The organism is Streptomyces albofaciens JCM 4342 (genome assembly GCF_008634025.1).
GTDB classification, from domain to species: domain Bacteria; phylum Actinomycetota; class Actinomycetes; order Streptomycetales; family Streptomycetaceae; genus Streptomyces; species Streptomyces albofaciens.
On the sequence record NZ_PDCM01000001.1, the window covers coordinates 565,120 to 590,736 of the forward strand.

Consider the following 25,617-nt stretch of genomic DNA (forward strand, 5'->3'; position numbering starts at 1 on the left):
CCCGGCCCTGGCCGGGCGGCCGGAAGGCGGGCCCCGGCCGCGAGCGGGCCGCCGGAAAGCGGGTCGGAAAGTAGCCTGAGTCGACTACCATCGATGGGCGATTTGTAGGTTTCCGGGGCATAGCGGTGAGGAGTGAGGACGCGTGCTGCCGTCGGCGCTCCGTTGTTACCGGCGCGAAACGTGTGAACGGTGTGCCGGGGGAGTTGGTTCCGCGAAGCGGTGCAAAAGCCGCGTGACCCCGGTCACTTTGGCCGGACAAAGCGGACACCATCTTTGTGCACGCGTTCACAAAGACATAGCCTGCTGTCGACGGGGCGGTCGGGACATCTACGGCCGTCCACAGCCCCGCTCTACCCGCAGGAGCACCGTGGCAACTGGCCGAACTCACCGACCGGCGACCCGAAGCCGAGGGATTCCCGAGGCCACCGTCGCCCGGCTTCCGCTGTATCTGCGCGCATTGACCGCGCTCTCCGAGCGCTCGGTCCCCACGGTCTCGTCCGAGGAACTCGCCGCCGCCGCGGGGGTCAACTCCGCGAAGCTGCGCAAGGACTTCTCCTACCTCGGCTCGTACGGCACCCGGGGCGTCGGCTACGACGTGGAGTACCTCGTCTACCAGATCTCCCGCGAGCTGGGCCTGACGCAGGACTGGCCGGTCGTGATCGTCGGTATCGGCAACCTCGGCGCCGCCCTGGCCAACTACGGCGGCTTCGCCTCCCGCGGGTTCCGGGTCGCCGCGCTGATAGACGCCGACCCGGCGATGGCGGGCAGGCCGGTGGCGGGCATCGCCGTCCAGCACACCGACGAGCTGGAAAAGATCATCACGGACAACGGCGTCTCGATCGGCGTCATCGCGACCCCGGCGGGCGCGGCGCAGCAGGTCTGCGACCGGCTGGTCGCGGCCGGCGTCACGTCCATCCTGAACTTCGCGCCGACCGTGCTGACCGTTCCGGACGGCGTGGACGTGCGCAAGGTCGACCTGTCGATAGAACTGCAGATCCTGGCCTTCCACGAGCAGCGCAAGGCGGGCGAGGACGCGGGCCACGACGACGAGGACTCCGACGACGCCCGCGCCGTCGCCGCGCGCGAGGCCCGCCGGGCCGTGCGCGAGGTCCGCGAGGCCGCGGCCAAGGCGGCCCCGGCCGCGGACGCCCCCGCCGGCGCGTCCGACCGCAAGGGACCCGACGGGGATGTGCCCGCCGTGATGCCGGCATGAGCCTCCTCGTTGTTGGGCTCAGTCACCGCAGTGCCCCCGTAAGCGTCCTGGAACACGCCGCCATCGCCCCCGAGGCGCGCGGCAAGCTGCTCCAGGACACGGTGTCGGCCGAGCCGGCCGCCGAGGCCGCGGTGCTCTCGACCTGCAACCGCATCGAGCTGTACGCCGACGTGGACAAGTTCCACGCCGGTGTCGCCGAGCTGTCCACCCTGCTGGCCCGGCACAGCGGCGCGGGCCTGGACGAGCTGACTCCGTACCTGTACGTGCACTACGAGGACCGGGCCGTCCACCACCTCTTCTCGGTGGCCTGCGGCCTGGACTCGATGGTCGTGGGCGAGGGCCAGATCCTCGGCCAGATCAAGGACGCGCTCGCGGTCGCGCAGGAACAGCACACCGCGGGCCGCCTGCTCAACGACCTCTTCCAGCAGGCGCTGCGGGTCGGCAAGCGCGCCCACAGCGAGACGGGCATCGACAAGGCGGGCCAGTCCCTGGTCACCTTCGGCCTGGAGCAGCTGGCGGGCGGCACCGACGTCGCCGAGTGGGCCCGGGGCAAGCGCGCCCTGGTCATCGGCGCCGGCTCGATGTCCTCGCTGGCCGCCACCACGCTCGTACGGGCGGGGATCGGCGAACTGGCGGTGGCCAACCGGACGGTGGAGCGCGCCGAGCGGCTGACGCAGATCCTGACCGAGCCGGGCTCGGCGGGCGCGCTGAACGGGCTGACCGCCCGCGCCGTCGCGATGACCGCCGTACAGTCCGAGCTGGCCCTGGCCGATGTCGTGGTCTCCTGCACGGGCGCCACCGGCCTGGTCCTGACCGGCGAGGCGATCGCGGCGGCCGCCGGGACGCGTGCCGCCCGGACCGCGGCCGCCGACGGCCTCACCGGCACCGCCGGGGGCGCCGGCAGCACCGTCGCGCCCGCCGCCGAGCTGGCGCTGCTCGACCTCGCCATGCCGCGGGACATCGACGCCGCCGCCCACCGGACCGAGGGCGTGCGCCTCGTCGACATCGAGACCCTGGCGGACGCGTCCGCGGACGCGCCGATGGCGGCCGACGTGGACCGGGTGCGCGGCATCGTCTCCGACGAGGTGGCCGCGTTCGGCGCGGCGCAGCGGGCGGCGCACATCACGCCGACCGTGGTCGCGCTGCGCACCATGGCGGCGGACGTGGTGGCGAGCGAGATCGCCCGGCTGGACGGCCGGCTGCCCGGCCTGGACGACAAGCAGCGCGCGGAGATCACCCAGACCGTGCGCCGGGTCGTCGACAAACTCCTGCACGCGCCCACCGTGCGGGTCAAGCAGCTGGCCAGCGAACCCGGCGGCGCCGGTTACGCGGACGCGCTGCGCGAACTCTTCGACCTCGACCCGCAGACGGTGGCCGCCGTCAGCCGGGCCGACACGCGGGCAACGGCCCGCACACAGCACGGGAGCGGGCATGACTGACAGCAATCCACGGGCCCTGCGACTGGGGACGCGGCGCAGCAAGCTCGCCATGGCCCAGTCCGGGATGGTGGCCGACGCGGTGCGCGAGGTCACCGGCCGTCCCGTAGAGCTGGTGGAGATCACCACGTACGGCGACACGTCGCGTGAGCACCTGGCGCAGATCGGCGGGACCGGTGTGTTCGTCTCGGCGCTGCGCGACGCGCTGCTCGACGGGACGATCGACTTCGCCGTGCACTCGCTGAAGGACCTGCCCACCGCGCAGCCCGCCGAGCTGGCGCTGGCCGCCGTGCCGAAGCGCGAGGACCCGCGCGACGTGCTGGTGGCGCGCGACGGCCTGACCTTCGAGGAGCTGCCGGACGGCGCCCGCGTGGGTACGGGGTCGCCGCGCCGCATGGCGCAGCTGAACGCCTGGGCGCGTGCGCTGGGCCGGCGGGTGGAGACCGTCCCGATCCGCGGGAACATCGACACCCGTATCGGCTACGTCGAGAAGGGCGAGCTGGACGCGGTCGTGCTGGCCGCGGCCGGGCTGACCCGGATCGGCCGGATCGACGAGGCGACCGACCACCTGTCGCCCGACATGGTTTTGCCCGCCCCCGGCCAGGGGGCCCTGGCGGTGGAGTGCGCCGCGCACAACGCGCAGCTCGCCGCCCAGCTCGCCGAGCTCGACGACCCGTTCACCCGGGCCGCCGTGACGGCCGAGCGTTCCCTGCTCGCCGCCCTGGAGGCCGGCTGCTCCGCACCTGTGGGTGCGCTGGCCGACCTGCAGGCCGACGGGCAGGCTGTCACCGAATTGCGCCTGCGTGGCGTCGTCGGCACGACCGACGGCTCGACGCTGGTGCAGCTGTCCACCACCGGACACGTACCCGCCTCTCTCGGCGACGCGGCGACCCCTGTGAACATGGGGCGCGAACTCGCCGCCGAGATGCTCGCGAAGGGTGCGGCCGGTCTTATGGGGGAGCGAGCACTTTGAACCCCACCGCCCCGAACCACCCTGCCGCCGGTCAGGTCACCTTCATCGGTGCCGGTCCCGGAGACCCGGGACTGCTGACGCTGCGTGCCGTCGAGGCACTGGCGCGCGCCGATGTGCTGATCGCCGACCCGCAGGTGCTCGACGTCGTCCGCGCGCATGCGCGGGCGCATGTGGACACGCCGCAGCAGCCGACGGCTGACGAGGCGTCAACCACCGCCGGTGTCCCTGCTCTTCGGGACACCACCAATCTTGTCATGTCGGCTGTGCGCACCGGCAAGCGGGTGGTGCGTGCGGTGTCCGGCGACCCCGGACTGGACGCGCACGTCGCCGAGGAGATGCTGGCGTGCGCCGCCGAGGGCGTCGTCTTCGAGGTCGTGCCGGGCATCGCCGCCGCGGTCGGCGTGCCCGCGTACGCCGGTGTGCCGCTGCGCGACGCGGACGGTACGGACGTGCGGTTCATCGACGCCCGCACCGCCGACGAGCGCTGCTGGTCGGAGGTGGGCAGCAGCGACGCCACGGCCGTGGTCTCGACCTCGCTGGACGCGGTGGCCGCCGCGGCCGCCGAGCTGGTCTCCGCGGGCCGCAAGCCCGACACGCCGATGACGGTCACCGTCGCCGGTACGACCACGCGCCAGCGCACCTGGAACGCCACGCTCGGCTCGGTGGCCCAGGTGCTGAAGGCCGCGAAGGTGCTGCCGTCGGCGGACGGCGGGCAGCCGGTCATAGCCGTGGTCGGTGAGCGCGGTGCCGCGGCCCGGCGCGACCAGCTCTCGTGGTTCGAGAACAAGCCGCTGTTCGGCTGGCGGGTCCTCGTGCCGCGCACCAAGGAGCAGGCCGCCTCGCTCTCCGACCAGCTCGTCGAGTACGGCGCGGTGCCGCACGAGGTGCCGACCATCGCCGTGGAGCCGCCGCGCACCCCGCAGCAGATGGAGCGCGCGGTCAAGGGCCTGGTCACCGGCCGGTACGAGTGGATCGCCTTCACCTCGGTCAACGCCGTCAAGGCGGTCCGGGAGAAGTTCGAGGAGTACGGCCTCGACGCCCGCGCGTTCGCCGGGATCAAGGTCGCCGCGGTGGGCGAGCAGACCGCCAAGGCGCTGATCGCCTTCGGCGTGAAGCCCGACCTCGTACCGTCCGGCGAGCAGTCGGCGGCCGGGCTGCTGGAGGACTGGCCGCCGTACGACCCGGTCTTCGACCCGATCGACCGGGTGTTCCTGCCGCGCGCCGACATCGCCACCGAGACGCTGGTGGCGGGCCTGATCGAGCTGGGCTGGGAGGTCGACGACGTCACGGCCTACCGGACCGTACGGGCCTCGCCGCCGCCGCAGGAGACCCGCGAGGCGATCAAGGGCGGCGGGTTCGACGCCGTGCTGTTCACCTCGTCCTCCACGGTGCGCAACCTGGTCGGCATCGCCGGCAAGCCGCACAACGTGACCGTGATCGCCTGTATCGGCCCGGCCACCGCCAAGACCGCCGAGGAGCACGGGCTGCGCGTGGACGTCATGTCGCCCGAGCCGTCGGTGCACAAGCTGGCCGAAGCGCTCGCGGAGTTCGGGGCGGCGCGGCGCGATGCCGCGCTGGAGGCCGGGGACCCGGTCACCCGCCCGAGCGAGCGCCGGCCCGGATCGCGTAGGAGGGCTCGCAGTTGAGCAGCAGTACGTACGGCAACTTCCCCGGCGGCCGGCCGCGCCGGCTGCGCACCACGCCGGCCATGCGCCGGATGGTCGCCGAACACCGCCTGCACCCGGCGGACCTGATCCTGCCCGCGTTCGTGCGGGAGGGGATCTCGGAACCGGCGCCGATCGGGGCGATGCCGGGCGTCGTCCAGCACACCCGTGACACGCTGCGGAAGGCCGCCGTCGAGGCGGTCGGGGCGGGCGTCGCCGGGATCATGCTGTTCGGTGTGCCGGAGGACGCGAAGAAGGACGCGGCCGGCTCGGCCGGCACGGATCCGGACGGCATCCTCCAGCAGGCGATCCGCGATGTGCGCGCCGAGGTCGGCGACGACCTGGTGATCATGTCGGACCTGTGCCTGGACGAGTTCACCGACCACGGCCACTGCGGTGTCCTGGACGCCGACGGCCGGGTGGACAACGACGCGACGCTGGAGCGCTACGCCGAGATGGCGCAGGTCCAGGCCGACGCGGGCGTCCACGTGGTGGGCCCGAGCGGCATGATGGACGGCCAGGTCGGCGTCATCCGCGACGCGCTGGACCAGACCGGCCACGAGGACGTCTCGATCCTGGCCTACACCGCGAAGTACGCCTCCGCCTTCTACGGTCCGTTCCGCGAGGCCGTCGGCTCGTCCCTCAAGGGCGACCGCAAGACCTACCAGCAGGACTACGGCAACTCCCGCGAGTCGCTGCGCGAGCTGGCGCTCGACCTCCAGGAGGGCGCCGACATGGTCATGGTCAAGCCGGGCATGCCGTACCTGGACGTGCTCGCCAGGATCGCCGACTCGGTGGACGTGCCGGTCGCCGCGTACCAGATCTCCGGCGAGTACGCGATGATCGAGGCCGCCGCCGAGAAGGGCTGGATCGACCGCGACCCGGCGATCCTGGAGTCCCTGACCGGGTTCAAGCGGGCGGGGGCCGACATGATCCTGACGTACTGGGCGACGGAGGTCGCGCGGAAGCTGTAGTTTCCGCGCGGCCCGGACGGCGGCGCTCCGCACGGAGCGCCGCCGTCGTGCTGCCTACGGCCGCCGATACGGGCGCCAACTCCCGTACCACGCGAGGCGATTGGCCGGTTCCGTGACTTGTGCCCCCTTCGTGGTGTCCACATAATCGCAACGCTCTGCCGCGTCGTGGCGCCGCTTCCCCCACGCACGTCCCGTTCCGATGGCACCTCGTACGCATGCGTTTGGCATGAGCAGGTCACGCGGGGTCCGGCGCCGGCCGGGCCCGAACCACCCCCTCGGAGAGGAAGTCCGTTGACCCGTTCCGCGAGATTCCTGAAGAGATCCGTCGCACTCGGCGCCATCGCCCTGGCGGCCCTGTCGCTGCAACCCGGCGCCGCGAGCGCCGCCACCGAACCGACACCGTCGGGCGGCACCCCCGGTACGCGGATCGTCGGCGGTGTGCCCGCCGCGCAGGGCGAGTTCCCGTTCATGGTGCGGCTGTCCATGGGCTGCGGCGGCGCGCTCTACCGACAGGACGTCGTGCTCACCGCCGCGCACTGCGTGAGCGGCAGCGGCAACAACACCTCCATCACCGCCACGGCCGGTGTCGTCGACCTCCAGAGCTCCAGCGCGATCAAGGTCAGGTCCACCAAGGTGCTCCAGGCGCCCGGCTACGACGGCTCCGGCAAGGACTGGGCACTGATCAAGCTCGCCCGTCCGATCAACCTGCCCACGCTGCGTACGGCCACGGACGGCCGTTACGACCAGGGCGAGTTCACCGTCGCCGGGTGGGGCGCGACCCGGGAGGGCGGCGGCCAGCAGCGGTACCTGCGCAAGGCGACGGTGCCGTTCGTCGACACCCCGACCTGTCAGCAGGCGTACGGCAGCGCCTACATACCCGGCGAGGAGATCTGCGCCGGGATCATGCGGACCGGCGGCGTGGACACCTGCCAGGGCGATTCCGGTGGCCCGATGTTCCGCAAGGACGACGCGGGCGCGTGGGTGCAGGTCGGCATCACGAGCTGGGGCGAGGGCTGCGCGCGGCCCGGCAAGCCGGGCGTCTACACGCGGGTGAGCGCCTTCTCGCAGGCCATCGCGAAGGCGGCGGACCAGCTGTGACGCGCTGACGTCCGGGCGGGCGGGTGTCCGCGGCGGGCCGGCCGACGGGCCGTGTCGCCGCCACCCGCCCGCAACGGACGTCCGATTGGTCCGAACCACGCGAATGCGGATACGTCGCCGTACTCGGGAAGTTGGCCGGTTTCAGAACCTTGTGCGTCTTTGGTGCGCGTCCACATAATCACAACGCTCCAGCAACGTCGTGGCACTTCCGGCGCAGTACTGCGCTGCGGTGGTGTCCCGGTGTGCTGTGCGCACGAGTTGGACACCGATGCCTCCGACGCGAGAGGGAAGTCCTTGAAGCGCTCCGCGAGATGTATCAAGAGATCCATAGCCGTCGGCGCCGCCGTGGCGGCGGCCGTCGCACTCCAGTCGACCGGCGGCGCCAGCGCCGCGCCCGCCCCCACGCCGACGCCCGGCCAGCAGATCATCGGCGGGCCGCCCGCCAAGCAGGGCGAGTTCCCGTTCATGGTGCGGCTGTCCATGGGCTGCGGCGGCTCCCTCATCCGTGAGGACGTCGTGCTCACCGCCGCGCACTGCGTGGACGGCAGCGGCCCCAACACGTCCATCACCGTCACCGCGGGCGTCGTGGACCTCCAGAATCCCAAGGCGATCAAGGTGAAGTCCAAGGAGGTCGCCCAGGCCCCCGGCTACAACGGCAAGGGCAAGGACTGGGCCCTGATCAAGCTGGCCACGCCGATCAAGGGCCAGGAGACGCTGCATCTCGCCGAGGACGACAACTTCGACCGCGGTACGTTCACGATCGCGGGCTGGGGCGCCAGCCGCGAGGGCGGCACCCAGCAGCGCTACCTGCGCAAGGCCAAGGTCCCGTTCGTGAACACGGCCACCTGCAAGCAGGCGTACGGCGACCAGCTGACCCCGAGCGACGAGATCTGCGCCGGCTTCATGGCGGAGGGCGGCGTGGACACCTGCCAGGGTGACTCCGGCGGCCCGATGTTCCGCCGCGACGAGGACGGCGACTGGGTCCAGGTCGGCATCACCAGTTGGGGCGAGGGCTGCGCGCGGCCCGGCAAGCCCGGCGTCTACACGAAGGTGAGCGCCTTCTCCGCGCAGATCGAGAAGGCCGCCAACAAGCTGGCGGGCTGAGCGACGCGTCCGGGTGCCCGTCGGCCGACGGGCACCCGTGCCGTGCCGTTGCCTCTTCCCCGCTTCCCGCATCCGGGATATCGTCCCGGATATGGGAAGCGAAGCGCGGTCCGGCGCCCCTGGCGTCGTTCCACCCCCTGCGATCGAGCCCCGACTCGCCGCCCGGCTGGCCGAGTTGCGTACGGAGCGCGGCTGGTCGCTCGACGAACTGGCCCGGCGTACGGACGTGAGCCGCTCGACCCTCTCGCGCCTGGAACGCGCCGAGATCAGCCCCACGGCGGCCCTGCTGAACCGGCTGTGCGCCGCGTACGAGCGTCCGATGTCCCGCCTGCTGGCCGAAGTCGAGGCGGAGCCTCCTCAACTGGTGCGCGCCGGCGAGCAGTCCGTCTGGCACGACGCCCCCTCCGGCTTCACCCGCCGGTCGGTCTCACCGCCCCACCCCGGCCTACGGGGCGAGGTCGTCGAAGGCACGCTCCGTCCCGGCGCGGACATCGCCTACGACAGCCCGCCACCCGTACCCGGCCTGGAACAGCACATCTGGCTGCTGGCCGGCGAACTGGAAATCACCACAGGCGACACGGCACACACCCTCCGCACGGGCGACTGCCTCCGCTTCCGCCTTTGGGGGCCGACGCGCTTCCGGTGTACGGGGGCGACTGCGGCGCGCTACGCCCTGCTGGTGGTCCTGCCATGAGCAGCGCCACGACGTCCACCCTCACCCGCCTCACCCCCGCCGCCTTCGACCGCAGCGTCCCGGGCCTGGCCGCCCTCCTCGCCGACACCGTCGCGGGCGGCTCCTCCCTGGGCTTCACGGCTCCCTTCGACCGTGAAGCGGCGGCGGCCTGGTGGCGGACCCAGCGCCCCGCCGTGGCGTCCGGCACCCTGGACATCTGGGCGGCCGAAACCCCCGAAGGCGTCATGGGCACCATCAGCCTCGCCCACCCCCACAAACCCAACGCCCGCCACCGCGCCGAAATCGTCAAACTCCTCGTCCACCCGGCTGCCCGAGGCCAGGGCCTGGGCCGCGCCCTCCTCACCACCGCCGAACAGGCCGCTGCCCGCTCCGGCTTCCGCCTCCTGCTCCTCGACACGGAGACGGACAGCGCGGCGGATTGTCTCTACCGGCGCGCGGGCTGGACGCCGTACGGGACGGTTCCGGCCTATGCGGCGGACCCGGGCGGGGAGTTGCGGGATTGCACGTTTTTTTACAAGGAGGTGGGGTGAGGGGCGAGGGCGCTGTTCTTGATGGCGTCTATGAGGGAGCCGAGCTGGGATTTAGTGGTGGTGAGCACCGTGTGGGGGGCCTCGCTCTCCCGGATTCGTATGGTGTGGTCGGGGGATGCGGATAGGCTCAAGCAGTTGCTGGAGTCCGCGCAGTAGGACGACTTCTGCCAGTGGGTGGACGGCACGATCACGCCTTTCAGAGTTCGTGGGCGATGCTGTGAATGAAGTCCCGGGAAGCGGCAGCGGTGAGGGCCTTTCGAGTCAGCAGCTCCACGACGGCTCGATATCGCGACAGTTGGGCAGCTGCGTCGTGAAACACGGGCCCGCCCATTTGATCGAGCTGCACCGTGTCGAGCTCCGGCGTCGGTCCGGCGGCATACATGATCGTCTGCCCGGAGCCAGGAAACTCACCTGCGGAGAACGGGATGACCAGAACGGTGACGTTGTCACGTTCACTCGCCGCGATGATGTGCTCAAGCTGCTTGCGTGCGACCGAGGGGCCGCCGAACTGCATCCGTAGGGCCGCCTCGTGAATGACCGCGGTATAGGGGGCCGCACCGTCCCGGTAAATGGCGGCCTGACGCTTGATGCGGAATGAGGTGCGGTGCTCGACCTCGTGCGGCGGCAAGGGTGGTACACCCTGGTTGAAGACGACGCGCGCGTGGTCGATGGTTTGCAGGAGGCCGGGCAGTGTGGAGGTCTGTGCCGTTCGGATCTCGGTGGCGTGGAATTCCATCTCGGCGATGTCGAGTTGCCCGGCGGGCAGGGTCCCGCGGTATTCCTCCCACCAGTGACGGGTGCGATCTCCGGCCATGGCCGCGAGCGCCTCGATGAGGGCCTGGTTCCCGCAAGCGTAGTTGCACGCCAACGTGCGCACGCGGGTGGCACTGATCCCGGCACGACCGCGCTCGATGTTGCTGATGCGCGCTTGATCGACACCTAGCAGGGAACCGGCGGCCGAAGCGGTCATACCAGCGCTCTCGCGGAGTTTGCGCAGCTCGGCGCCCAGACGTTGCTGGCGCACTGTCGGTGTGGTCCTGGGCGGCATCGACCCTCACTCTCATGTCGCGCACAGTCTGCCGGTGCAGCCAGTCATGGTCCAGAGGAGCAAGTATGTGCCGAAAGTTGGTGCATGACGACCCCCAGTGGCGCTACCGTGTGTCGCGCATCACTCACGCTCCGCGTGGGTCAACAGCGCATCCGCAACGGAGGCTTCGCATGTCCGGTGGCTGGGAGTACGCGTTCGAGATGTCCGACAATCCGCTCGCTCCGCGCGTCGCGCGGCGGGTGGTGCGGCTGGTGCTGGAAGAGCACGGGGAGGCGGAACTGGTCGACGGGGCGGAGCTGTTGGCGTCGGAGTTGATCGCCAACTCGTACCGGTACGCGGAGGGCCCCGCCAACGTGCGGGTGAAGCGGATCGGGGCGCGTCTGCGCGTCAGCGTGTGGGACGGGAATCCGGAGCTGCCGATCTTCGACGCGGCCGCGGTGGCCGGACCGGCGGCCGAGGCCGGGCGGGGGCTGGGGCTGGTCAGGTTGTGTGCCGAGAACTTCGGCGGCTTCGCTTACGGGGCGGGGGCGTTGGGGTCGGGTGGGGGGAAGGTGATGTGGTTCGAGTTGGGGGAAGGGTGTCCGTTGCGGAGTGGTGAGGGTGGGAGCGGGCTCGGGTGAGGTGGGTCGTTGCCGTACCGGCGGCCGTGGGGAGCGCCCGGCCTCAGGGCTGGGGGCTGGGGTAGGGCGCTGCGTACGGTGCGGCGGGGAGCTGCTGCATTCGGGTCAGTTTGCGAATGAACAGGATGGCGAGGGCGGCCGCGGCGATGTCCAGGAGGTCGGACAGCGCGACCACCGACACGGCCAGGCGGATGGTGTCCGGCAGTTGCGCCTTGTCGTAGAGGGTGTTGCCGATCCGGCCGACGACCAGCGACACGACCCACAGCGTCCACCAGGCCCGTACCGGCGCGAGCGAGACCGTACGCCAGGAACCGTCGGGCGCCGACTGGGCGCTGGCCTGCCAGGTCTCCTTGGCGACGCGGTACGGCAGCCACAGGTTGCCGATGGGGACGAACCAGGAGCCGATGGCCCAGCCGCGCCCCAGGGTGCACACATCGCGGGTGTAGTGCTCGGCGTTCACCCGGGAGCGGTGGAACCAGACGATGAAGACGACGGCGGTGGCGAGCAGGACGCTGCTCTGGAGGACGGCGGCCAGCGCGTACAGGGCATCGGCCCGGTCGGCCTCCTGCTTGGACACGGTAGCCAGATCGCCCAGCAGCGCCCGCATGTTCAGGTCGGCGCCGAGTGCGAAGAGGTCGGTGGCGATGACCGCGTACAGCAGGACGGAGACGGCGGTCGCCAGGCCCTTGGTCGGGCGGAGTGCCGGGCCGCCGGTGGGCGGGAATCCGTCGTACGGGGGGACGGGTATGTGGGACATGGGGCGGTAACTCTCCTGCGCGAGTAAATGCCCGTCCTTGGGCGGAAGGAGAGGAATTTACGGGATGGTGTGTGCCTCTGCAAACTGCCCCGGCCGGAGGTGACGGCCGGGGCAGCGAGGGGGAGAGGTGTGGGGCGACCGGCTCAGGCCGTGGTGACCGCTTCGGACATGACGGTGGCCGCCTTGACGACCAGGGGAGTGTCGCCCGAGGCGGTGGGCTGCGTCGGCTTGTGGGTGAAGAGGGCGAGGACGACCGGGGCGCCGTCGGGGGTCCAGGCGATGGCCACGTCGTTGCTCGTACCGTACGTGCTGCCGCCGCCGGACTTGTCGGCCACCTTCCAGTCCTTCGGCAGGCCCTTGCGGAACCTCTCCACGCTGGTGGTGTTGCGCAGCAGCCAGTCGGTCAGCAGCGCGCGGTCCGGGCGGTCCAGGGCGTTGCCGAGGACGAGCCGCTGGTAGGTGCGGGCGATGGCGTACGGGGCGGTGGTGTCCGTACGGCGGTCCGGCTCGGCGGAGTTCAGCTCCGGCTCCCAGCGGTCGAGGCGGGTCACCGGGTCGCCGAGGGAGCGGCAGAAGCGGGTGATGGCGGTCGGGCCGCCCAGCTCGCGCAGGAGGAGGTTGCCGGCGCAGTTGTCGCTGTAGCGGATCGTCGCGTCGCACAGCGCACGTATGGTCATGCCGGTGTCGATGTGGTCCTTGGTGACGGGCGCGTGGCCGGACTTCGTCACGTCGGCAGCGGTGTAGTGGACGACGCGGGACAGCTGGGTGCCGTCGTGGTCGAGGTCGCGCAGCACCGCCGCGGCGGCGAGCGTCTTGAAGACGGAGCAGATCGGGAACAGTTCGTGGGCGCGGTGGAGCAGGGTCGCGCCGGTGGCGAGGTTGAGGGCGAAGACGCCCACTCTGGCCTGGTGTTCCCGCTCCAGGGCGCGCAGTCGGCGGACGGCGGCGAGGTTTCCGGACGAGGTGGTTCCGGGCCGGGTGGTTCCGGACGGGACCGCTCCGGCCGATGCCGCGCTCGCCGTCGTGGAGCCGAGGGCGAGCGCGCCGCCGAGGCCGAGGCCGACGCCGAGCACGGACCGCCGGGTGAGTGACGTCGTGGGCTTGCGCATGGTGTGTCCTTTCCCCAGTCCCCCGGTTGGCTGTTGCTGGTGGGGACGTTGGGGCGGAGGGGTTGGTTGCGGCAAGCCCGGCGGCGCCGTGGCTGCTGTTGGAGGGCGTCTGGAGCCGATGCCGTCGCGTCTAGAGCGCGTCGTCCAGTGCGCTCTGCCAGTACGTGACCTGGGCGGAGTCGTCGATGTACGTGCCCTTCGGCAGCGCGGGACGGGCCGAGCGGTCACCGTAGCCGCCGTCCCGGTTCGCGAAGAACACCTCCAGGCTGCGCACCGTCTTCCCGCCTTCGGCCTCACCGCTGGCGTCCGACGTGCGAACGGCCGCGTACGCGGACCGGCCCGGCTCGACGGACACCACGGCCTGCGGCTTGCTGTCCTGCCGCACCGCGGTGGGCGCCTGGGCGTCGTCGAAGCGCAGGGCCGGGTAGTGGTAGGCGTCGCAGCGGGTCGAACCGGTGTTGGTGAGGGTGAGCAGCAGGTGATTGATGGGGCGGCTGAGCTTGGAGACGGTCACCTTGGTGTTGGCCGCGGTGCAGGCCGTGGACTTCCCGCCGGTCGCGGTGCCGTGCTTGCCTCCGCCGCCGGCCTTGGTGGGAGTCGCGTTCGAGCCGTGGCCGCCCTGTGGGCCCGCGCCCGTGGGGGACTTGGCCGACGGGCCCGTACCGCCGGAGCCACCCGCGCCGTCCGAAGGAGCGGAACCGGCGGAGGCGTGGGGCCCGGCGGAGACCGCGGGCTGCTCCGCCCCGGCCGCTTTTTTGCCGTCCTCACCGCCGCCGCACGCGGTCAGCGAGAAGGCGGCGGCGACGGCCGCGGCGGAGGCGGCGATCCGGGTGGTGCGGGTGGTGCGGGCGGTGCGGGTGGTGAAGAGGCGCGAGGGCATGGGTGGTTCTCCCCGTGGAACGGAAGGGCGTGGACGAGGGCGGTGGGTCAGGTGCCGTTCAGTACCGCTGCGATGACGACGACACAGAGGGCGAGAACGCTCAGTGCCGCGAAGTCGGCAAGGTCGAGACGGCGATCGGGACGACAGCGGGAACGGGTCCGCACGGCTGCTCCCCGGTAGGGCCCCGGTCGGGGCGTCTGCGGTGGTCACAGCCTGTGCGACGGTCCGTCCCGGCCACAACAGCCGCCCCGACATACGGGACGCTGGAACGAATACGCGTACGCTGACCTGGGGGAATGGGGGTTCCCTGGAACGCGGTCGTGGGATGGGGCACGAGGGGGAAGCAGTGGGAACGGCATCCGGCACGGACGGCTTCGCGGCGCTGCTGCGCACGTTGAAGACGAGGTCAGGGCTCAGTTACGGGGCCCTGGCCAAACGCCTGCACATGAGTACGTCCACGCTGCACCGCTACTGCAACGGCGACGCGGTGCCGACGGATTACGCACCCGTGGAGCGGCTGGCCCGGGTGTGCGGCGCGAAGCCGGAGGAACTGGTCGAGCTGCACCGCCAGTGGATCCTGGCGGACGCGGCGCGGGGGAGGCGGACGGCGGAGGCCGGCACCGTAGCGGAGACCGGCCCGGCGGCAGAGGCCGCTCCGGAACCGGAGGCCGCCGTTCCGGAGCCCGCTGATGCGGACCCCGTGGAGCCGACGCCCGCACCGGTCCCCACCACCCGAGAACCCACCTCAAAACCCACCCCGGCCCCCACCCCCAAACCCACCCCCAAACTCCGCCTGGCCCTGGCCGCCGCAGCCGTGGTGGCCCTGGCCGTCCCCGTAGCCGTCGCCGTGACCTCCTCCGGCGCGGACGGTGGGGGTACGGGTACGGCCGACGCGCGCGTGGCCGAGCGCCCCGGCCAGGGCGGGCGCGGCCCGGCCACCGGCGGTGGCACGTCCGGTTCGCCCTCCGCCACCGCCTCCTCCGGTACGAGCGACGAGCCGACGCGGGGCAGCCTTTCGCCCACCCCGAGCCCGAACGCCTCCACCCCCGGCGGCGGTGCGGGCGGCGACGAGGGCATGGCCGCCGGGAGCAAGCGGAGCAGCGGCACCCCGCTTACCGCCGATGTCCGGATGAACAACTGGGGCAACCCCTGTGACCGCTGGTATCTGCTCGACAAGCCGCCGGCCAAGGTGCCTCCGCCGCCCTCCGGCCCGGACGCGCGCGGCTGGGCGAACGCGCTGGGCGCGGTGCCCGGCGGGCACCTGCGGATCTCGGTGGCCGTGCAGGGCACGGGGGACGAGGCCGTCGTCCTCCACTCGCTGAACGTACGGACCGCCGCGCGGACGCCCGCGCCGGCGGGTTCGGCGTTCTCCATGGGCAACGGCTGCGGCGGCGGGCTCACCCCGGCGTCGTTCGACGTCGCACTGGACGCGCCGCAGCCGCTGATGCGGCCGGTGGCCGGGGAGCAGGGGGACCGGAAGATCCCGGCGACCGACTTCCCGTTCAAGGTGTCGGCGTCCGACCCGCAGATGCTCTACGTCGACGCGCACACCGAGGCGAACGACGTGAGCTGGTACCTGGAGCTGGAGTGGAGCAGCGGGGGCCGGCGCGGCACGCTGCGCCTGGACGACCACGGCAGGCCGTTCCGTACGAGCGCGATGGAGGGGCGGGCGGCCTACCACTATCGGCACGACCAGGGCGTATGGGAGCCCGCCGAGTACTGAGGACGGGCGGGGAAAAGAAGACGCAAGGACACGGACAAGGGCAAATGACAAAGGGAAGGCCCCGCCGGAACCCATCGTTCCGGCGGGGCCTTTCCCGTACGCGTCAGGCGGGCGTCAGAGCCGCTCGGGCGTGCGGATGCCCAGCAGCGCCATGCCGCGGTGCAGCGTGCGCGCCGTCAGCTCGCACAGGAACAGGCGGTTCTCGACCTGCTCGCTGCCGCCCTCGGCCTTCAGGACCGGGCACTGGTCGTAGAAGGTCGTGTAGAGGGAGGCGAGGTGGTACAGGTACGCGGCCAGCTTGTGGGGCTCGTGGCCGGCCGCGGCCTCGTGCACGGTCTCCGCGAACTGGTCCAGGTGCAGGCCCAGCGCGCGCTCGGCGGGGGCCAGCGCCAGCTCCGGGTGGGCCTTGGGCGCGGCGGTCCCGGCGTTGCGGAAGATGGAGCGGATACGGGCGTACGCGTACTGGATGTAGACGCTGGTGTCGCCGTTGAGCGAGACCATCTGGTCCAGGTCGAACTTGTAGTCGCGGGCGGCCGAGGTGGACAGGTCCGCGTACTTCACCGCGCCGATGCCGACCTGCTGACCGTTCTCGACGATCTCCCGCTCGGTCAGGCCGATGTTCTCGCCCTTCTCCCGCACCACGGCGGTCGCCCGCTCCACCGCCTCGTCGAGCAGGTCCACCAGGCGGACCGTCTCGCCCTCGCGGGTCTTGAACGGCTTGCCGTCCTTGCCGAGCACGGTGCCGAAGGCGAGCTGTACGGCCTGGACGTCCTCGCCCAGCCAGCCGGCCCGGCGGGCGGTCTCGAAGACCATCTTGAAGTGCAGCGACTGGCGGGCGTCGACCACGTACAGCAGGGTGGACGCGCCGAGGTTGCCGACCCGGTCGCGGATGGCGGACAGGTCGGTGGTCGCGTAGCCGTAGCCGCCGTCGGCCTTCTGGACGATCAGCGGGGTCGGGTTGCCGTCCGGGCCCTTGATGTCGTCGAAGAAGACGCAGAGCGCGCCGTCGGAGCGGACCGCGACGCCGGACTCCTCCAGCAGGCGGCAGGTCTCCGCCAGCATGGCGTTGTAGCCGGACTCGCCGACCACGTCCGCGTCCCGGATCTCCATGTCCAGCTTGTCGAAGACCGAGTAGAAGTAGACCTTCGACTCGTCGACGAAGCGCTGCCACAGGGCGAGCGTCTGCTCGTCGCCGGCCTGGAGGTCCACCACCCGGCGGCGCGCGCGCTCCTTGAACTCCGGATCGGAGTCGAACAGCGCGCGGGAGGCCTTGTAGAGGCGGTTGAGGTTGGACATGGCCTCTTCACCGGAGGCTTCCGAGGACTGGGCGTCGCTCTTGTGGTCCAGCTCGTGCGGGTGCTCGATCAGGTACTGGATGAGCATGCCGAACTGGGTGCCCCAGTCGCCGATGTGGTGGCGGCGGACCACCTTCTCGCCGGTGAACTCCAGGATCTCGACCATCGCGGCGCCGATCACGGCGGAGCGCAGATGGCCGACGTGCATCTCCTTGGCGACGTTCGGCTGGGCGTAGTCGATGACCGTGGTGCCGGCGTGCTCGGCGTACGGCACGCCCAGGCGGTCGTCGGCGGCGCGGGCGGCCAGCGTCCGCACGATCGCCTCGTCGGAGAGGGTGATGTTCAGGAAGCCGGGGCCGGAGACCTCGATCTCCTTGATCACGTCACCGGTGGGGAGCTGCCCGACGACCTTCGAGGCCAGCTCGCGCGGGTTGCCCCCCAGCTTCTTGGCCAGCGCGAGCATGGCGTTGGCCTGGAAGTCGGCCCGGTCGCTTCGTCGCAGCAGCGGGTCGGCGGCGCCGGCCTCCGGCAGGGCTGCCGAGAGGGCGTCCGCGACGCACTGGTTGACCGTGGCTGCGAGGGAAGGGACCGAAGTCATGGAATGAAGGCCGTTCCGTTGAAGTGGAAAGGGTTTGCCACCGAGTATCCCATGGCGGTTCCATCGGTTTTCCACAGGGAAAATCCGGCTCCGGCTCCGTCTGGGAGAATGGGGCCGTCAGGCTGTCGAGTGGTGAGAAGAGGAAGGGCCGATCGTGGCTCAGCAGAGCACCGAGACCGACTGGGTCTCCAGGTACGCGGACGAGGTCATTGCCGAGGCGGAGCGCCGCGCCCCCGGCAAACCGATCGTCTGCGCCTCGGGCCTCAGCCCTTCCGGCCCGATCCACCTCGGCAACCTCCGCGAGGTGATGACCCCCCACCTGGTCGCCGACGAGATCCGCCGCCGCGGCCACGAATGCGTGCACATCATCTCCTGGGACGACTACGACCGGTACCGCAAGGTTCCGGCCGGTGTCCCGGGCATCGACGAGTCCTGGGCCGAGCACATCGGCAAGCCGCTGACCTCGGTCCCGGCCCCGGAAGGCTCCGCGTACCCGAACTGGGCCGCGCACTTCAAGGCCGCCATGGAGGAGGCGCTCACCGAGCTGGGCGTGGAGTACCGCGGCATCAGCCAGACCGAGCAGTACACCTCCGGCGCGTACCGCGAGCAGATCCTGCACGCGATGAAGCACCGCACCGAGATCGACGCCGTCCTGGACCGCTACCGCACCAAGGACAAGGCGACCGGCGAGCCGAAGAAGAAGCAGCCCCAGAAGCAGCAGAAGCCGGTCGACGAGGCCGAGCTGGCGGCGGCGGAGGGCTCCGGCGCGGCCGGTGAGGACGACGGCAGCGCCGCCGGCGCCGAGTACTTCCCGTACAAGCCGTACTGCACCGCCTGCGACAAGGACCTCACCCAGGTCACGTCGTACGACGACGAGACCACCGAGCTGGCCTACACCTGCACCGCGTGCGGCCACGCCGAGACCGTGCTCCTGAAGGAGTTCGACCACGGCAAGCTGGTCTGGAAGGTCGACTGGCCGATGCGCTGGGCGTACGAAGGCGTGATCTTCGAGCCGTCCGGTGTGGACCACTCCTCGCCGGGCTCGTCGTTCGTGGTCGGCGGGCAGATCGTGCGCGAGGTCTTCGGCGGCGCGCAGCCGATCGGCCCGATGTACGCCTTCGTGGGCATCAGCGGCATGGCCAAGATGTCCTCCTCCAAGGGCGGCGTGCCCACCCCGGGCGACGCGCTGAAGATCATGGAGGCCCCGCTGCTGCGCTGGCTGTACGCCCGCCGCAAGCCCAACCAGGCCTTCAAGATCGCCTTCGACCAGGAGATCCAGCGGCTGTACGACGAGTGGGACAAGCTGGAGGCCAAGGTCGCCGACGGCTCGGCGCTGCCCGCCGACGCGGCCGCGCACTCCCGCGCGGTCCGCACGGCCGCCGGTGAGCTGCCCCGCACCCCGCGCCCGCTGCCGTACCGCACCCTCGCCTCGGTGGTCGACATCACCGGCGGGCACGACGAGCAGACCCTGCGCATCCTCGGCGAGCTGGACCCGGCGAACCCGGTCACGTCCCTGGACGAGACCCGCCCCCGGCTGGACCGCGCGGAGTACTGGATCAACACCCAGGTCCCGGCCGACCAGCGCACGATCGTGCGCGAGGAGCCCGACACCGAGCTGCTCGGCTCGCTGGACGAGCAGGGCCGCGAGTCGCTGCGCCTGCTGCTGGACGGCCTGGACGAGCACTGGTCGCTGGACGGCCTGACCACGCTCGTCTACGGCGTCCCGAAGATCCAGGCCGGTCTGACGCCGGAGGCCAAGCCGACGCCGGAGCTGAAGGTCGCCCAGCGCGCGTTCTTCGCGCTGCTGTACAACCTCCTCGTCGGGCGCGACACGGGTCCCCGCCTGCCCACGCTGCTGCTGGCGGTCGGCGCGGACCGGGTGCGCAAGCTGCTGGGGGCGTGACCGCCCGGCAGCGGCGCGTACGGGCATCCGGCGCGGTGCGCGCCCGGGTGCCGGGCGGCGCGCGCGTACGGGTATGAGGCCCGGCCCGCGCGGCTGCCACTTTCGAACGAGGACCGGTTCGGCCCCGGGGACGACGATCCCCGGGGCCGCACGCGTGATGGTGGTTCCATGCGAGGAATCATCGGCATCATCATCGTGATCCAGGGCGCCATGGGCGCGCTGGGCCGCACCTTCACCGACGGCCAGGGCTGGGGCATCCTGCCGCACTGGTTCGATCTGCCCACGCCCCTCTACATCGCCATAGCAGTGGCCGGGCTCGCGTTGATCTGGTGGGAGGAGGCGGACAAGAAGCGGCGGAAGCGGACCGGCTCCGGCGCCTAGGTGTTCCGACCCGTCGCCGTCACGGCTGCCCCCGGCTGCCCCCGGCTGGGTTCCGGGGGGAAATGACCGGAACAGACATACGGAGAACATCGGGCGGGGACTCGTCTCCCATGACGGATTCGCTGACCCCTCTCGGCCTGCCGGAAACGGTCCGGGCCTGTCTGTTCGACCTCGACGGCGTCCTGACCAAGACGGCCGTCGTGCACACGGCCGCCTGGAAGGAGACCTTCGACGACTTCCTGCGCCACCGCGACGGCCCCGGATTCACCCCCTTCGACCCGGTCGCCGACTACGACGAGTACGTGGACGGCCGCCCGCGCGCCGACGGCGTCCGCACCTTCCTGGCCTCCCGTGGCATCGAGCTGCCGGACGGCGCGCCCGACGATCCGCCGGACCGCGAGACCGTGCACGGGCTGGGCAACCGCAAGAACAACCTGCTGCTGAAGAAGCTCCGCGAGGTGGGCGCCGAGGCGTACGAGGGCTCCCGCCGCTACGTCGACGCCGTACGCGACCGGGGCCTGGCCACCGCCGTCGTCTCCTCCAGCGCGAACTGCCGCGAGGTCCTGGAGTCGGTGCACATGGCGGACCTCTTCGACGTACGGATCGACGGGAACGTGGCCGCCGAGCGCAAGCTGCCGGGCAAACCGCACCCGGACACCTTCCTGGAGGCGGCCAAGGAGCTGGGCGTCCCCGCCGCGCAGGCGGCCGTCTACGAGGACGCCCTGGCCGGTATGGACGCCGGGCGGGCCGGCCGCTTCGGGTACGTCATCGGCGTCGACCGGGCCGGCCAGGCCGAGGCGCTGCGGCGGCACGGAGCCGACGTCGTCGTCGAGGACCTCGCCGAGCTGCTGAAGGAGGACGGTCAGGCATGATCACCCACCGCTCGTACTCCTGCGAACCCTGGCTGCTGCGCGAGACCGACCTCAACCTGGACGTGCTGCCGCAGAGCGAGTCCGTCTTCGCGCTGTCCAACGGGCACATCGGCTGGCGCGGCAACCTCGACGAGGGCGAGCCGCACGGCCTGCCCGGCACCTACCTCAACGGCGTCCACGAGCTGCGCCCGCTGCCGTACGCCGAGGCCGGCTACGGCTATCCGGAATCCGGGCAGACGGTCATCAACGTCACCAACGGCAAGCTGATCCGGCTGCTGGTCAACGACGAGCCGTTCGACCTGCGCTACGGGCGGCTGCGCTCCCACGAGCGGGTGCTGGACCTGCGCGCCGGGGTGCTGCGCCGCACCTGCGAATGGACCTCGCCGGCGGGCTGCACCGTACGGGTGACCTCCACCCGCCTGGTCTCCTTCACGCAGCGGGCCATCGCCGCCGTCGCCTACGAGGTCGAGCCGCTGGACTCCGAGGTCCGGGTCGTGGTGCAGTCCGAACTCGTCACCAACGAGCAGCTGCCCGAGGCCGGCGGCGACCCCCGGGTCTCCTCGGCGCTGCACAACCCGCTGGTGCCGGAGGAGCACTTCGCCCGTGACGCGCGCCTGCGGCTGGTGCACCGCACCCGCCGCAGCGGCCTGCGGGTCGCCGCCGCCGCCGACCATGTCGTGGACGGGCCGGAGGACGCCACCCGTACCGACGGTGAGAGCGGCGACGACGTGGCCCGCTTCACGGTCACCTCGCGGCTGCGGGAGGGCCAGCGGCTGCGCGTGGAGAAGACGGTGGCGTACGGCTGGTCCGGCGCCCGGTCGCTGCCCGCCGTACGCGACCAGGTGGATGCGGCGCTCGCCGGGGCCCGCAGCACCGGCTGGCAGGGGCTGGTCGACGAGCAGCGCGCGTACCTGGACGACTTCTGGAGCCGCGCGGACGTCGAGGTCGACGGCGACGCGGAGATCCAGCAGGCGGTGCGCTTCGCGCTCTTCCACGTCCTCCAGGCGGGCGCGCGGGCCGAGCAGCGCGCCATCCCGGCGAAGGGCCTGACCGGCTCCGGGTACGACGGCCACACCTTCTGGGACAGCGAGACCTTCGTCCTGCCGATGCTCACCTACACCTCGCCGGCCGCCGTCGCCGAGGCGCTGCGCTGGCGGCAGGACACCCTGCCCGCCGCCTGCGAGCGGGCGGCCCAACTCGGCCTGCGCGGCGCGGCGTTCCCCTGGCGGACGATCGACGGCTCGGAGTGCTCCGCCTACTGGCCGGCCGGTACGGCCGCGTTCCACGTCAACGCCGATATCGCGGACGCGGTCGTGCGTTACGTGTGCGCCACCGGCGACGAGGAGTTCGAGCGGGAGACCGCCGTACCGATCCTGGTGGAGACGGCCCGGCTGTGGCACTCGCTCGGCCAGCATGACCACCACGGCACGTTCCACATCGACGGTGTCACCGGGCCGGACGAGTACAGCGCCGTGGCGGACGACAACGTCTACACCAACCTGATGGCCCAGGCGAACCTGCGGGCCGCCGCCGACGTGGTCGAACGCCACCCCCGGGAGGCCCGAGCGCTGGGCGTCGACGACGAGGAGAGCGCGGCGTGGCGGGACGCGGCGGAGGCGGTGGCCGTGCCGTACAACGACACGCTGCGGGTGCACGAGCAGTCGGCCGGTTTCACCGCCCACCAGGTCTGGGACTTCGCCGGCACGCGCCCCGACCAGTACCCCCTCATGCTGCACTTCCCCTACTTCGACCTCTACCGCAAACAGGTGGTCAAGCAGGCGGACCTGGTCCTCGCCATGTACAAGCGCGACGACTGCTTCGACGCGGAGCACAAGGCGCGCAACTTCGCGTACTACGAGCCGCTGACCGTCCGCGACTCGTCCCTGTCCGCCTGCTGCCAGGCCGTCGTGGCCGCCGAGGTGGGCCATCTGCGCCTGGCCTACGACTACTTGGGCGAAGCGGCGCTGATGGACCTCCAGGACCTGGAGAACAACACCCGCGACGGCCTGCACACCGCGTCGCTCGCGGGCACGTGGATCGCCCTCGTCGCCGGATTCGGCGGCATGCGGCACACCGGCCAGTCGCTGTCCTTCGCGCCCCGCCTCCCCGAGCGGCTCAGCCGGTTGGCGTTCTCGGTGCAGGTGCTGGGGCGGCGGCTGCGCGTGGAGATCACCGACTCGGTCGCGACGTACACGATGGCCGAAGGCGCCCCGCTGGAAATACGGCACTACGGCGAACCGCTCACCGTCTCCGACAAGAGCCCCCAGAAACGCGACATCCCCGAACTGGCGGCCCGCCCGGAACCCACCCAGCCGCCGGGACGCCGCCCGATGAGGCGCCACTGAACCGGTGCCGTACCGGGGCTCCTACGGGATGTGCTCGGCAGTCTCCATCTCCTCCCGGAACCGCTGCCGGAACTCGCGCACGAACGACCGCAGGTAGTTCTCACTGAGCGGCCCGCCCTCGCGCCCGGTGACGCCGTAGACGTTCTGGAGGTATCGGGCGAACTGCCGGGCGTCGGGGAAGTCGTTCTTCTCGGCGATGAACCGGCGAAAGGCGCCGTAATACGCCTCTTCGCGGGGGATGTCGTCGGGGAGGGCGGTGAGGCCGGGGCCGAGGTCGGCGGGCGCGGGTTCCGCCGGTTCCGGCTCCGGCTCGGGCTCCGCCGGGGCGCTGCGCGGCTCGGGGACGGGCAGCGGCCCCGCGGTCCCGCCGAGCGCCCGCTTGCGGCCGGGGCCGACGGGGACGGTGAGGCGGGAATCGTGGGGCGGGTGCTCGGTGGGGGTGTCGGCGGGGGTGGGGACGGGGTTCGGTTCCGAGGCGCCGACCGCTTCCGGTTCCGCTCCCGCTTCCGGTGCGGGTGCGGGTGCGGGTGCGCGTACGGGTTCCGGTTCCGGCGCGGGCTCCTGTACGGACTCCTGTACGGACTCCTGTACGGACTCCTGTACGGACTCCTGTACGGACTCCGGAACCGGCGGCCGATCGAGTACGGGCGGCTCGGGCGCGGCCGGGGTTCCCGGGGCGGGCGCGGGCGCTTCCGTAACGGCAGCGGAAGCCGCCGTACCCGTCTCGCGCCCTTCCCGTACGGCGGCGGGCTCCGGCACGGATATCCCCGCCGCCGCCAGCCCCGCCGCGCCCGTCTCCGCCAGCGGCACCCCGTAGCGCGCCAGCCGCAGCGGCATCAGCGCCTCGACCGGTGCCCGCCGCCGCCAGGCCCGCCCGTACCGGGCCCGCAACTGCGTCCGGTAGACCAGCCGGTCCCGCTCCAGCTTGATCACCTCGTCGTACGAGCGCAGTTCCCACAGCTTCATCCGGCGCCAGAGCCGGAAGGTGGACGGGAACGCCAGCAGCCAGCGGGCGAGCCGGACGCCCTCCATGTGCTTGTCGGCGGTGAGGTCCGCGATCCGGCCGACGGCGTGCCGGGCGGCCTCGACGGCGACCACGAAGAGCACCGGGATCACCGCGTGCATGCCGACGCCGAGCGGGTCCGGCCAGGCCGCCGCGCCGTTGAAGGCGATGGTGGCGGCGGTCAGCAGCCAGGCGGTCTGGCGCAGCAGCGGGAAGGGGATGCGGGTCCAGGTCAGCAGGAGGTCCAGGGCCAGCAGCACCACGATCCCCGCGTCGATCCCGATGGGGAAGACGGCGGAGAAGGCGCCGAACCCCTTGCGTTCGGCCAGGTCGCGGACGGCCGCGTAGGAGCCGGTGAAGCCGATCGCGGCGATCAGGGCCGCGCCGGCGACGACCACGCCGATCAGGATGCGGTGGGTACGGCTCAAGCGTGTCGCGTGTGTCGCGGGCACCCGCGATCCCTCCCCGGTCGGTCGGCTGACTGTGGCGGCTCAGCCTGGCACACCCGTCCGGCCGGGGCCGGGGAGGGACCGTCGGGTTACTGGTTGGCCTTGGCGACCGAGGCGACGGCCTCCTGGGTGGCGCTCTCGGCGAGCTTGAGGAGGTCGCTGGGGTCGGGGGCGTCGGCGCCGGCCAGGCCCGCGCCGTTGTAGTTGACGGTGACCACGACGTTCGCGGTGCGGGCGATCACCGTCTGGTTCTTGAAGTCGTCGTCCTCCTTCTTCAGGTCGTACGTGATCCACGCCGACTCGTCGCCGGTGCCCTCGACCGCGCCGGTCTTGACGTTCTTGGCGCCCTGGGTGGCCTTGGAGGTGTCGACCTGCTTCTTGTAGAAGTCGGTGGCGCGCTTCTCGCCGCTGCCCAGGGTCGGGTCGGAGTCGTAGCGCTGGAAGCCGACGTCCAGCCAGCGGTACTGGGTGCCGTCCACGCCCTGCTCGTCGGAGCTCTTCCAGGCGCAGTAGCCCCGGGCCATGGCGTCGGAGGACTTGCCCTGCTCGCCGTCCTCGTTCTTGGTCTTGGGCACCAGCTTCTTGAGCGTGTCCTTGGACACGGCCTGGCAGGGGTTGGGCAGCTTCTTCATCTTGGCGGGCGTGACGCTGGGCGAGGCGCTGCCGCCCTTGCTCGGCGAGGCGCTCTTCGGCGCCGCGCTGCCGCCCTCGTCCTTCTTCTTGCCGGAGTCGTCGGAGGAGCAGCCGGCGACGAGCATCACCGGTACGGCTGCGCAGGCGAGGAGGCTGGCGAGTCGCTTGGCTGAACGGTGCATGGTTCCTTCGCTGTTCGTCGTCGTTCGGCGCGTCGGTGGGACGCCGTCGGGCACCGCTCGCGGTCCGGGCGCGGCCCGCGTGCGGTGCGTCCTGCGGGGCGCGCGGCGGCGTTGCCGCGCGGGGGCTCGGGGG

The 25,617-nt window shown here is 71.8% G+C and carries 23 protein-coding genes; 15 read left to right on the plus strand and 8 right to left on the minus strand.

The features are described from left to right. The first annotated feature begins 367 nt into the window (after positions 1-367). The 9 genes from CP973_RS02660 (at position 368) to CP973_RS02700 (ending at position 9,686) form a co-directional block, all read left to right on the plus strand. On the plus strand, positions 368-1,213 hold the full coding sequence (locus CP973_RS02660; protein ID WP_150237214.1) for a redox-sensing transcriptional repressor Rex: 846 nt from the start codon (positions 368-370) through the stop codon (positions 1,211-1,213). Further along, positions 1,210-2,652 carry a glutamyl-tRNA reductase gene (locus CP973_RS02665; protein WP_150237216.1) on the plus strand — a complete coding sequence of 481 codons (1,443 nt, stop codon included), beginning with the start codon at positions 1,210-1,212 and terminating at the stop codon, positions 2,650-2,652. Before CP973_RS02660 ends, CP973_RS02665 begins: the two co-directional genes overlap by 4 nt. Continuing rightward, on the plus strand, positions 2,645-3,622 hold the full coding sequence (hemC, locus tag CP973_RS02670) for a hydroxymethylbilane synthase (RefSeq protein ID WP_150237218.1): 978 nt from the start codon (positions 2,645-2,647) through the stop codon (positions 3,620-3,622). Before CP973_RS02665 ends, hemC begins: the two co-directional genes overlap by 8 nt. Further along, a complete protein-coding gene (locus CP973_RS02675) occupies positions 3,619-5,268 on the plus strand; it encodes a bifunctional uroporphyrinogen-III C-methyltransferase/uroporphyrinogen-III synthase (protein ID WP_150237220.1) in 1,650 nt (549 codons plus the stop codon). Before hemC ends, CP973_RS02675 begins: the two co-directional genes overlap by 4 nt. Beyond that, positions 5,265-6,260, plus strand: a complete 996-nt coding sequence (gene hemB / locus CP973_RS02680) for a porphobilinogen synthase (protein ID WP_150237223.1) — start codon at positions 5,265-5,267, stop codon at positions 6,258-6,260. The genes CP973_RS02675 and hemB overlap by 4 nt, the downstream gene beginning before the upstream one ends. Positions 6,261-6,551: 291 nt before the next feature. Beyond that, positions 6,552-7,358, plus strand: a complete 807-nt coding sequence (locus CP973_RS02685) for a serine protease (protein WP_150237225.1) — start codon at positions 6,552-6,554, stop codon at positions 7,356-7,358. A gap of 294 nt (positions 7,359-7,652) precedes the next feature. Then, positions 7,653-8,462, plus strand: coding sequence for a S1 family peptidase (locus CP973_RS02690; protein ID WP_150237227.1), 810 nt, complete (start codon positions 7,653-7,655; stop codon positions 8,460-8,462). 91 nt (positions 8,463-8,553) lie between these two features. Beyond that, complete coding sequence (locus CP973_RS02695; RefSeq protein ID WP_150237229.1) at positions 8,554-9,156, plus strand: helix-turn-helix domain-containing protein; 603 nt, start codon at positions 8,554-8,556, stop codon at positions 9,154-9,156. Beyond that, complete coding sequence (locus CP973_RS02700) at positions 9,153-9,686, plus strand: GNAT family N-acetyltransferase (RefSeq protein WP_150237231.1); 534 nt, start codon at positions 9,153-9,155, stop codon at positions 9,684-9,686. The genes CP973_RS02695 and CP973_RS02700 overlap by 4 nt, the downstream gene beginning before the upstream one ends. On the opposite strand, the gene CP973_RS02705 is transcribed toward CP973_RS02700, so the two are convergent. Together CP973_RS02705 and CP973_RS02710 are read right to left on the minus strand one after the other, a co-directional pair. Further along, positions 9,668-9,877 (minus strand): DUF397 domain-containing protein, encoded by a 210-nt coding sequence (locus CP973_RS02705; RefSeq protein WP_341874787.1) that lies wholly within the window; start codon positions 9,875-9,877, stop codon positions 9,668-9,670. The two genes, CP973_RS02700 and CP973_RS02705, sit on opposite strands and share 19 nt — an antisense overlap. Positions 9,878-9,882: 5 nt before the next feature. Continuing rightward, positions 9,883-10,734, minus strand: a complete 852-nt coding sequence (locus CP973_RS02710) for a helix-turn-helix domain-containing protein (RefSeq protein WP_150237233.1) — start codon at positions 10,732-10,734, stop codon at positions 9,883-9,885. A gap of 170 nt (positions 10,735-10,904) precedes the next feature. Between CP973_RS02710 and CP973_RS02715 the strand changes: the two genes are divergently transcribed. Then, positions 10,905-11,354 carry an ATP-binding protein gene (locus CP973_RS02715; RefSeq protein WP_150237235.1) on the plus strand — a complete coding sequence of 150 codons (450 nt, stop codon included), beginning with the start codon at positions 10,905-10,907 and terminating at the stop codon, positions 11,352-11,354. Positions 11,355-11,397: 43 nt separating this feature from the next. Here the strand turns inward: CP973_RS02715 and CP973_RS02720 are convergent, their stop codons facing one another. The 3 genes from CP973_RS02720 to CP973_RS02730 all read right to left on the minus strand — a co-directional run bounded on the left by CP973_RS02720 (position 11,398) and on the right by CP973_RS02730 (position 14,100). Further along, positions 11,398-12,111: a DUF4328 domain-containing protein gene (locus CP973_RS02720; RefSeq protein ID WP_150237236.1), complete on the minus strand. Its 714-nt coding sequence runs from the start codon at positions 12,109-12,111 to the stop codon at positions 11,398-11,400. Positions 12,112-12,254: 143 nt separating this feature from the next. Then, entirely contained in the window at positions 12,255-13,220 is a 966-nt protein-coding gene (bla, locus tag CP973_RS02725) for a class A beta-lactamase (RefSeq protein WP_150237238.1), read from the minus strand. Positions 13,221-13,350: 130 nt separating this feature from the next. Next, positions 13,351-14,100 carry a DUF4232 domain-containing protein gene (locus CP973_RS02730; RefSeq protein WP_150237240.1) on the minus strand — a complete coding sequence of 250 codons (750 nt, stop codon included), beginning with the start codon at positions 14,098-14,100 and terminating at the stop codon, positions 13,351-13,353. Positions 14,101-14,425: 325 nt separating this feature from the next. On the opposite strand from CP973_RS02730, the gene CP973_RS02735 reads away from it, so the two are divergent. Beyond that, complete coding sequence (locus CP973_RS02735) at positions 14,426-15,823, plus strand: helix-turn-helix domain-containing protein (protein ID WP_150237242.1); 1,398 nt, start codon at positions 14,426-14,428, stop codon at positions 15,821-15,823. Positions 15,824-15,937: 114 nt separating this feature from the next. Here CP973_RS02735 and argS read toward each other — a convergent pair whose 3' ends face one another. Next, positions 15,938-17,716 carry an arginine--tRNA ligase gene (gene argS, locus CP973_RS02740; RefSeq protein WP_150237244.1) on the minus strand — a complete coding sequence of 593 codons (1,779 nt, stop codon included), beginning with the start codon at positions 17,714-17,716 and terminating at the stop codon, positions 15,938-15,940. 154 nt (positions 17,717-17,870) lie between these two features. On the opposite strand from argS, the gene lysS reads away from it, so the two are divergent. The 4 genes from lysS to CP973_RS02760 all read left to right on the plus strand — a co-directional run bounded on the left by lysS (position 17,871) and on the right by CP973_RS02760 (position 23,217). Then, positions 17,871-19,619 carry a lysine--tRNA ligase gene (gene lysS / locus CP973_RS02745; protein ID WP_150237246.1) on the plus strand — a complete coding sequence of 583 codons (1,749 nt, stop codon included), beginning with the start codon at positions 17,871-17,873 and terminating at the stop codon, positions 19,617-19,619. 168 nt (positions 19,620-19,787) lie between these two features. Beyond that, entirely contained in the window at positions 19,788-20,000 is a 213-nt protein-coding gene (locus tag CP973_RS02750; RefSeq protein WP_150237248.1) for a hypothetical protein, read from the plus strand. 110 nt (positions 20,001-20,110) lie between these two features. Further along, positions 20,111-20,872, plus strand: coding sequence for an HAD family hydrolase (locus CP973_RS02755; RefSeq protein WP_150237251.1), 762 nt, complete (start codon positions 20,111-20,113; stop codon positions 20,870-20,872). After that, a complete protein-coding gene (locus CP973_RS02760; protein WP_150237252.1) occupies positions 20,869-23,217 on the plus strand; it encodes a glycoside hydrolase family 65 protein in 2,349 nt (782 codons plus the stop codon). Before CP973_RS02755 ends, CP973_RS02760 begins: the two co-directional genes overlap by 4 nt. Before the next feature lie 21 nt (positions 23,218-23,238). Here the strand turns inward: CP973_RS02760 and CP973_RS02765 are convergent, their stop codons facing one another. After that, positions 23,239-24,648 (minus strand): DUF2637 domain-containing protein, encoded by a 1,410-nt coding sequence (locus CP973_RS02765; RefSeq protein WP_150237254.1) that lies wholly within the window; start codon positions 24,646-24,648, stop codon positions 23,239-23,241. A 110-nt stretch (positions 24,649-24,758) separates the two neighbouring features. After that, positions 24,759-25,484 (minus strand): DUF3558 family protein, encoded by a 726-nt coding sequence (locus CP973_RS02770; RefSeq protein WP_150237256.1) that lies wholly within the window; start codon positions 25,482-25,484, stop codon positions 24,759-24,761. Positions 25,485-25,617: the final 133 nt, after the last annotated feature.

Excerpts from the sequence above, each read along its gene's own strand:
- CP973_RS02665 (WP_150237216.1), top strand. The coding sequence starts at position 1,210 with ATGAGCCTCCTCGTTGTTGGGCTCAGTCACCGCAGTGCCCCCGTAAGC.
- hemC (WP_150237218.1), top strand. The coding sequence starts at position 2,645 with ATGACTGACAGCAATCCACGGGCCCTGCGACTGGGGACGCGGCGCAGC.
- CP973_RS02695 (WP_150237229.1), top strand. The coding sequence starts at position 8,554 with ATGGGAAGCGAAGCGCGGTCCGGCGCCCCTGGCGTCGTTCCACCCCCT.
- CP973_RS02700 (WP_150237231.1), top strand. The coding sequence starts at position 9,153 with ATGAGCAGCGCCACGACGTCCACCCTCACCCGCCTCACCCCCGCCGCC.
- CP973_RS02710 (WP_150237233.1), bottom strand. The coding sequence starts at position 10,734 with ATGCCGCCCAGGACCACACCGACAGTGCGCCAGCAACGTCTGGGCGCC.
- CP973_RS02715 (WP_150237235.1), top strand. The coding sequence starts at position 10,905 with ATGTCCGGTGGCTGGGAGTACGCGTTCGAGATGTCCGACAATCCGCTC.
- CP973_RS02720 (WP_150237236.1), bottom strand. The coding sequence starts at position 12,111 with ATGTCCCACATACCCGTCCCCCCGTACGACGGATTCCCGCCCACCGGC.
- bla (WP_150237238.1), bottom strand. The coding sequence starts at position 13,220 with ATGCGCAAGCCCACGACGTCACTCACCCGGCGGTCCGTGCTCGGCGTC.
- CP973_RS02730 (WP_150237240.1), bottom strand. The coding sequence starts at position 14,100 with ATGCCCTCGCGCCTCTTCACCACCCGCACCGCCCGCACCACCCGCACC.
- CP973_RS02735 (WP_150237242.1), top strand. The coding sequence starts at position 14,426 with ATGGGGCACGAGGGGGAAGCAGTGGGAACGGCATCCGGCACGGACGGC.
- argS (WP_150237244.1), bottom strand. The coding sequence starts at position 17,716 with ATGACTTCGGTCCCTTCCCTCGCAGCCACGGTCAACCAGTGCGTCGCG.
- CP973_RS02750 (WP_150237248.1), top strand. The coding sequence starts at position 19,788 with ATGCGAGGAATCATCGGCATCATCATCGTGATCCAGGGCGCCATGGGC.
- CP973_RS02755 (WP_150237251.1), top strand. The coding sequence starts at position 20,111 with ATGACGGATTCGCTGACCCCTCTCGGCCTGCCGGAAACGGTCCGGGCC.
- CP973_RS02760 (WP_150237252.1), top strand. The coding sequence starts at position 20,869 with ATGATCACCCACCGCTCGTACTCCTGCGAACCCTGGCTGCTGCGCGAG.
- CP973_RS02770 (WP_150237256.1), bottom strand. The coding sequence starts at position 25,484 with ATGCACCGTTCAGCCAAGCGACTCGCCAGCCTCCTCGCCTGCGCAGCC.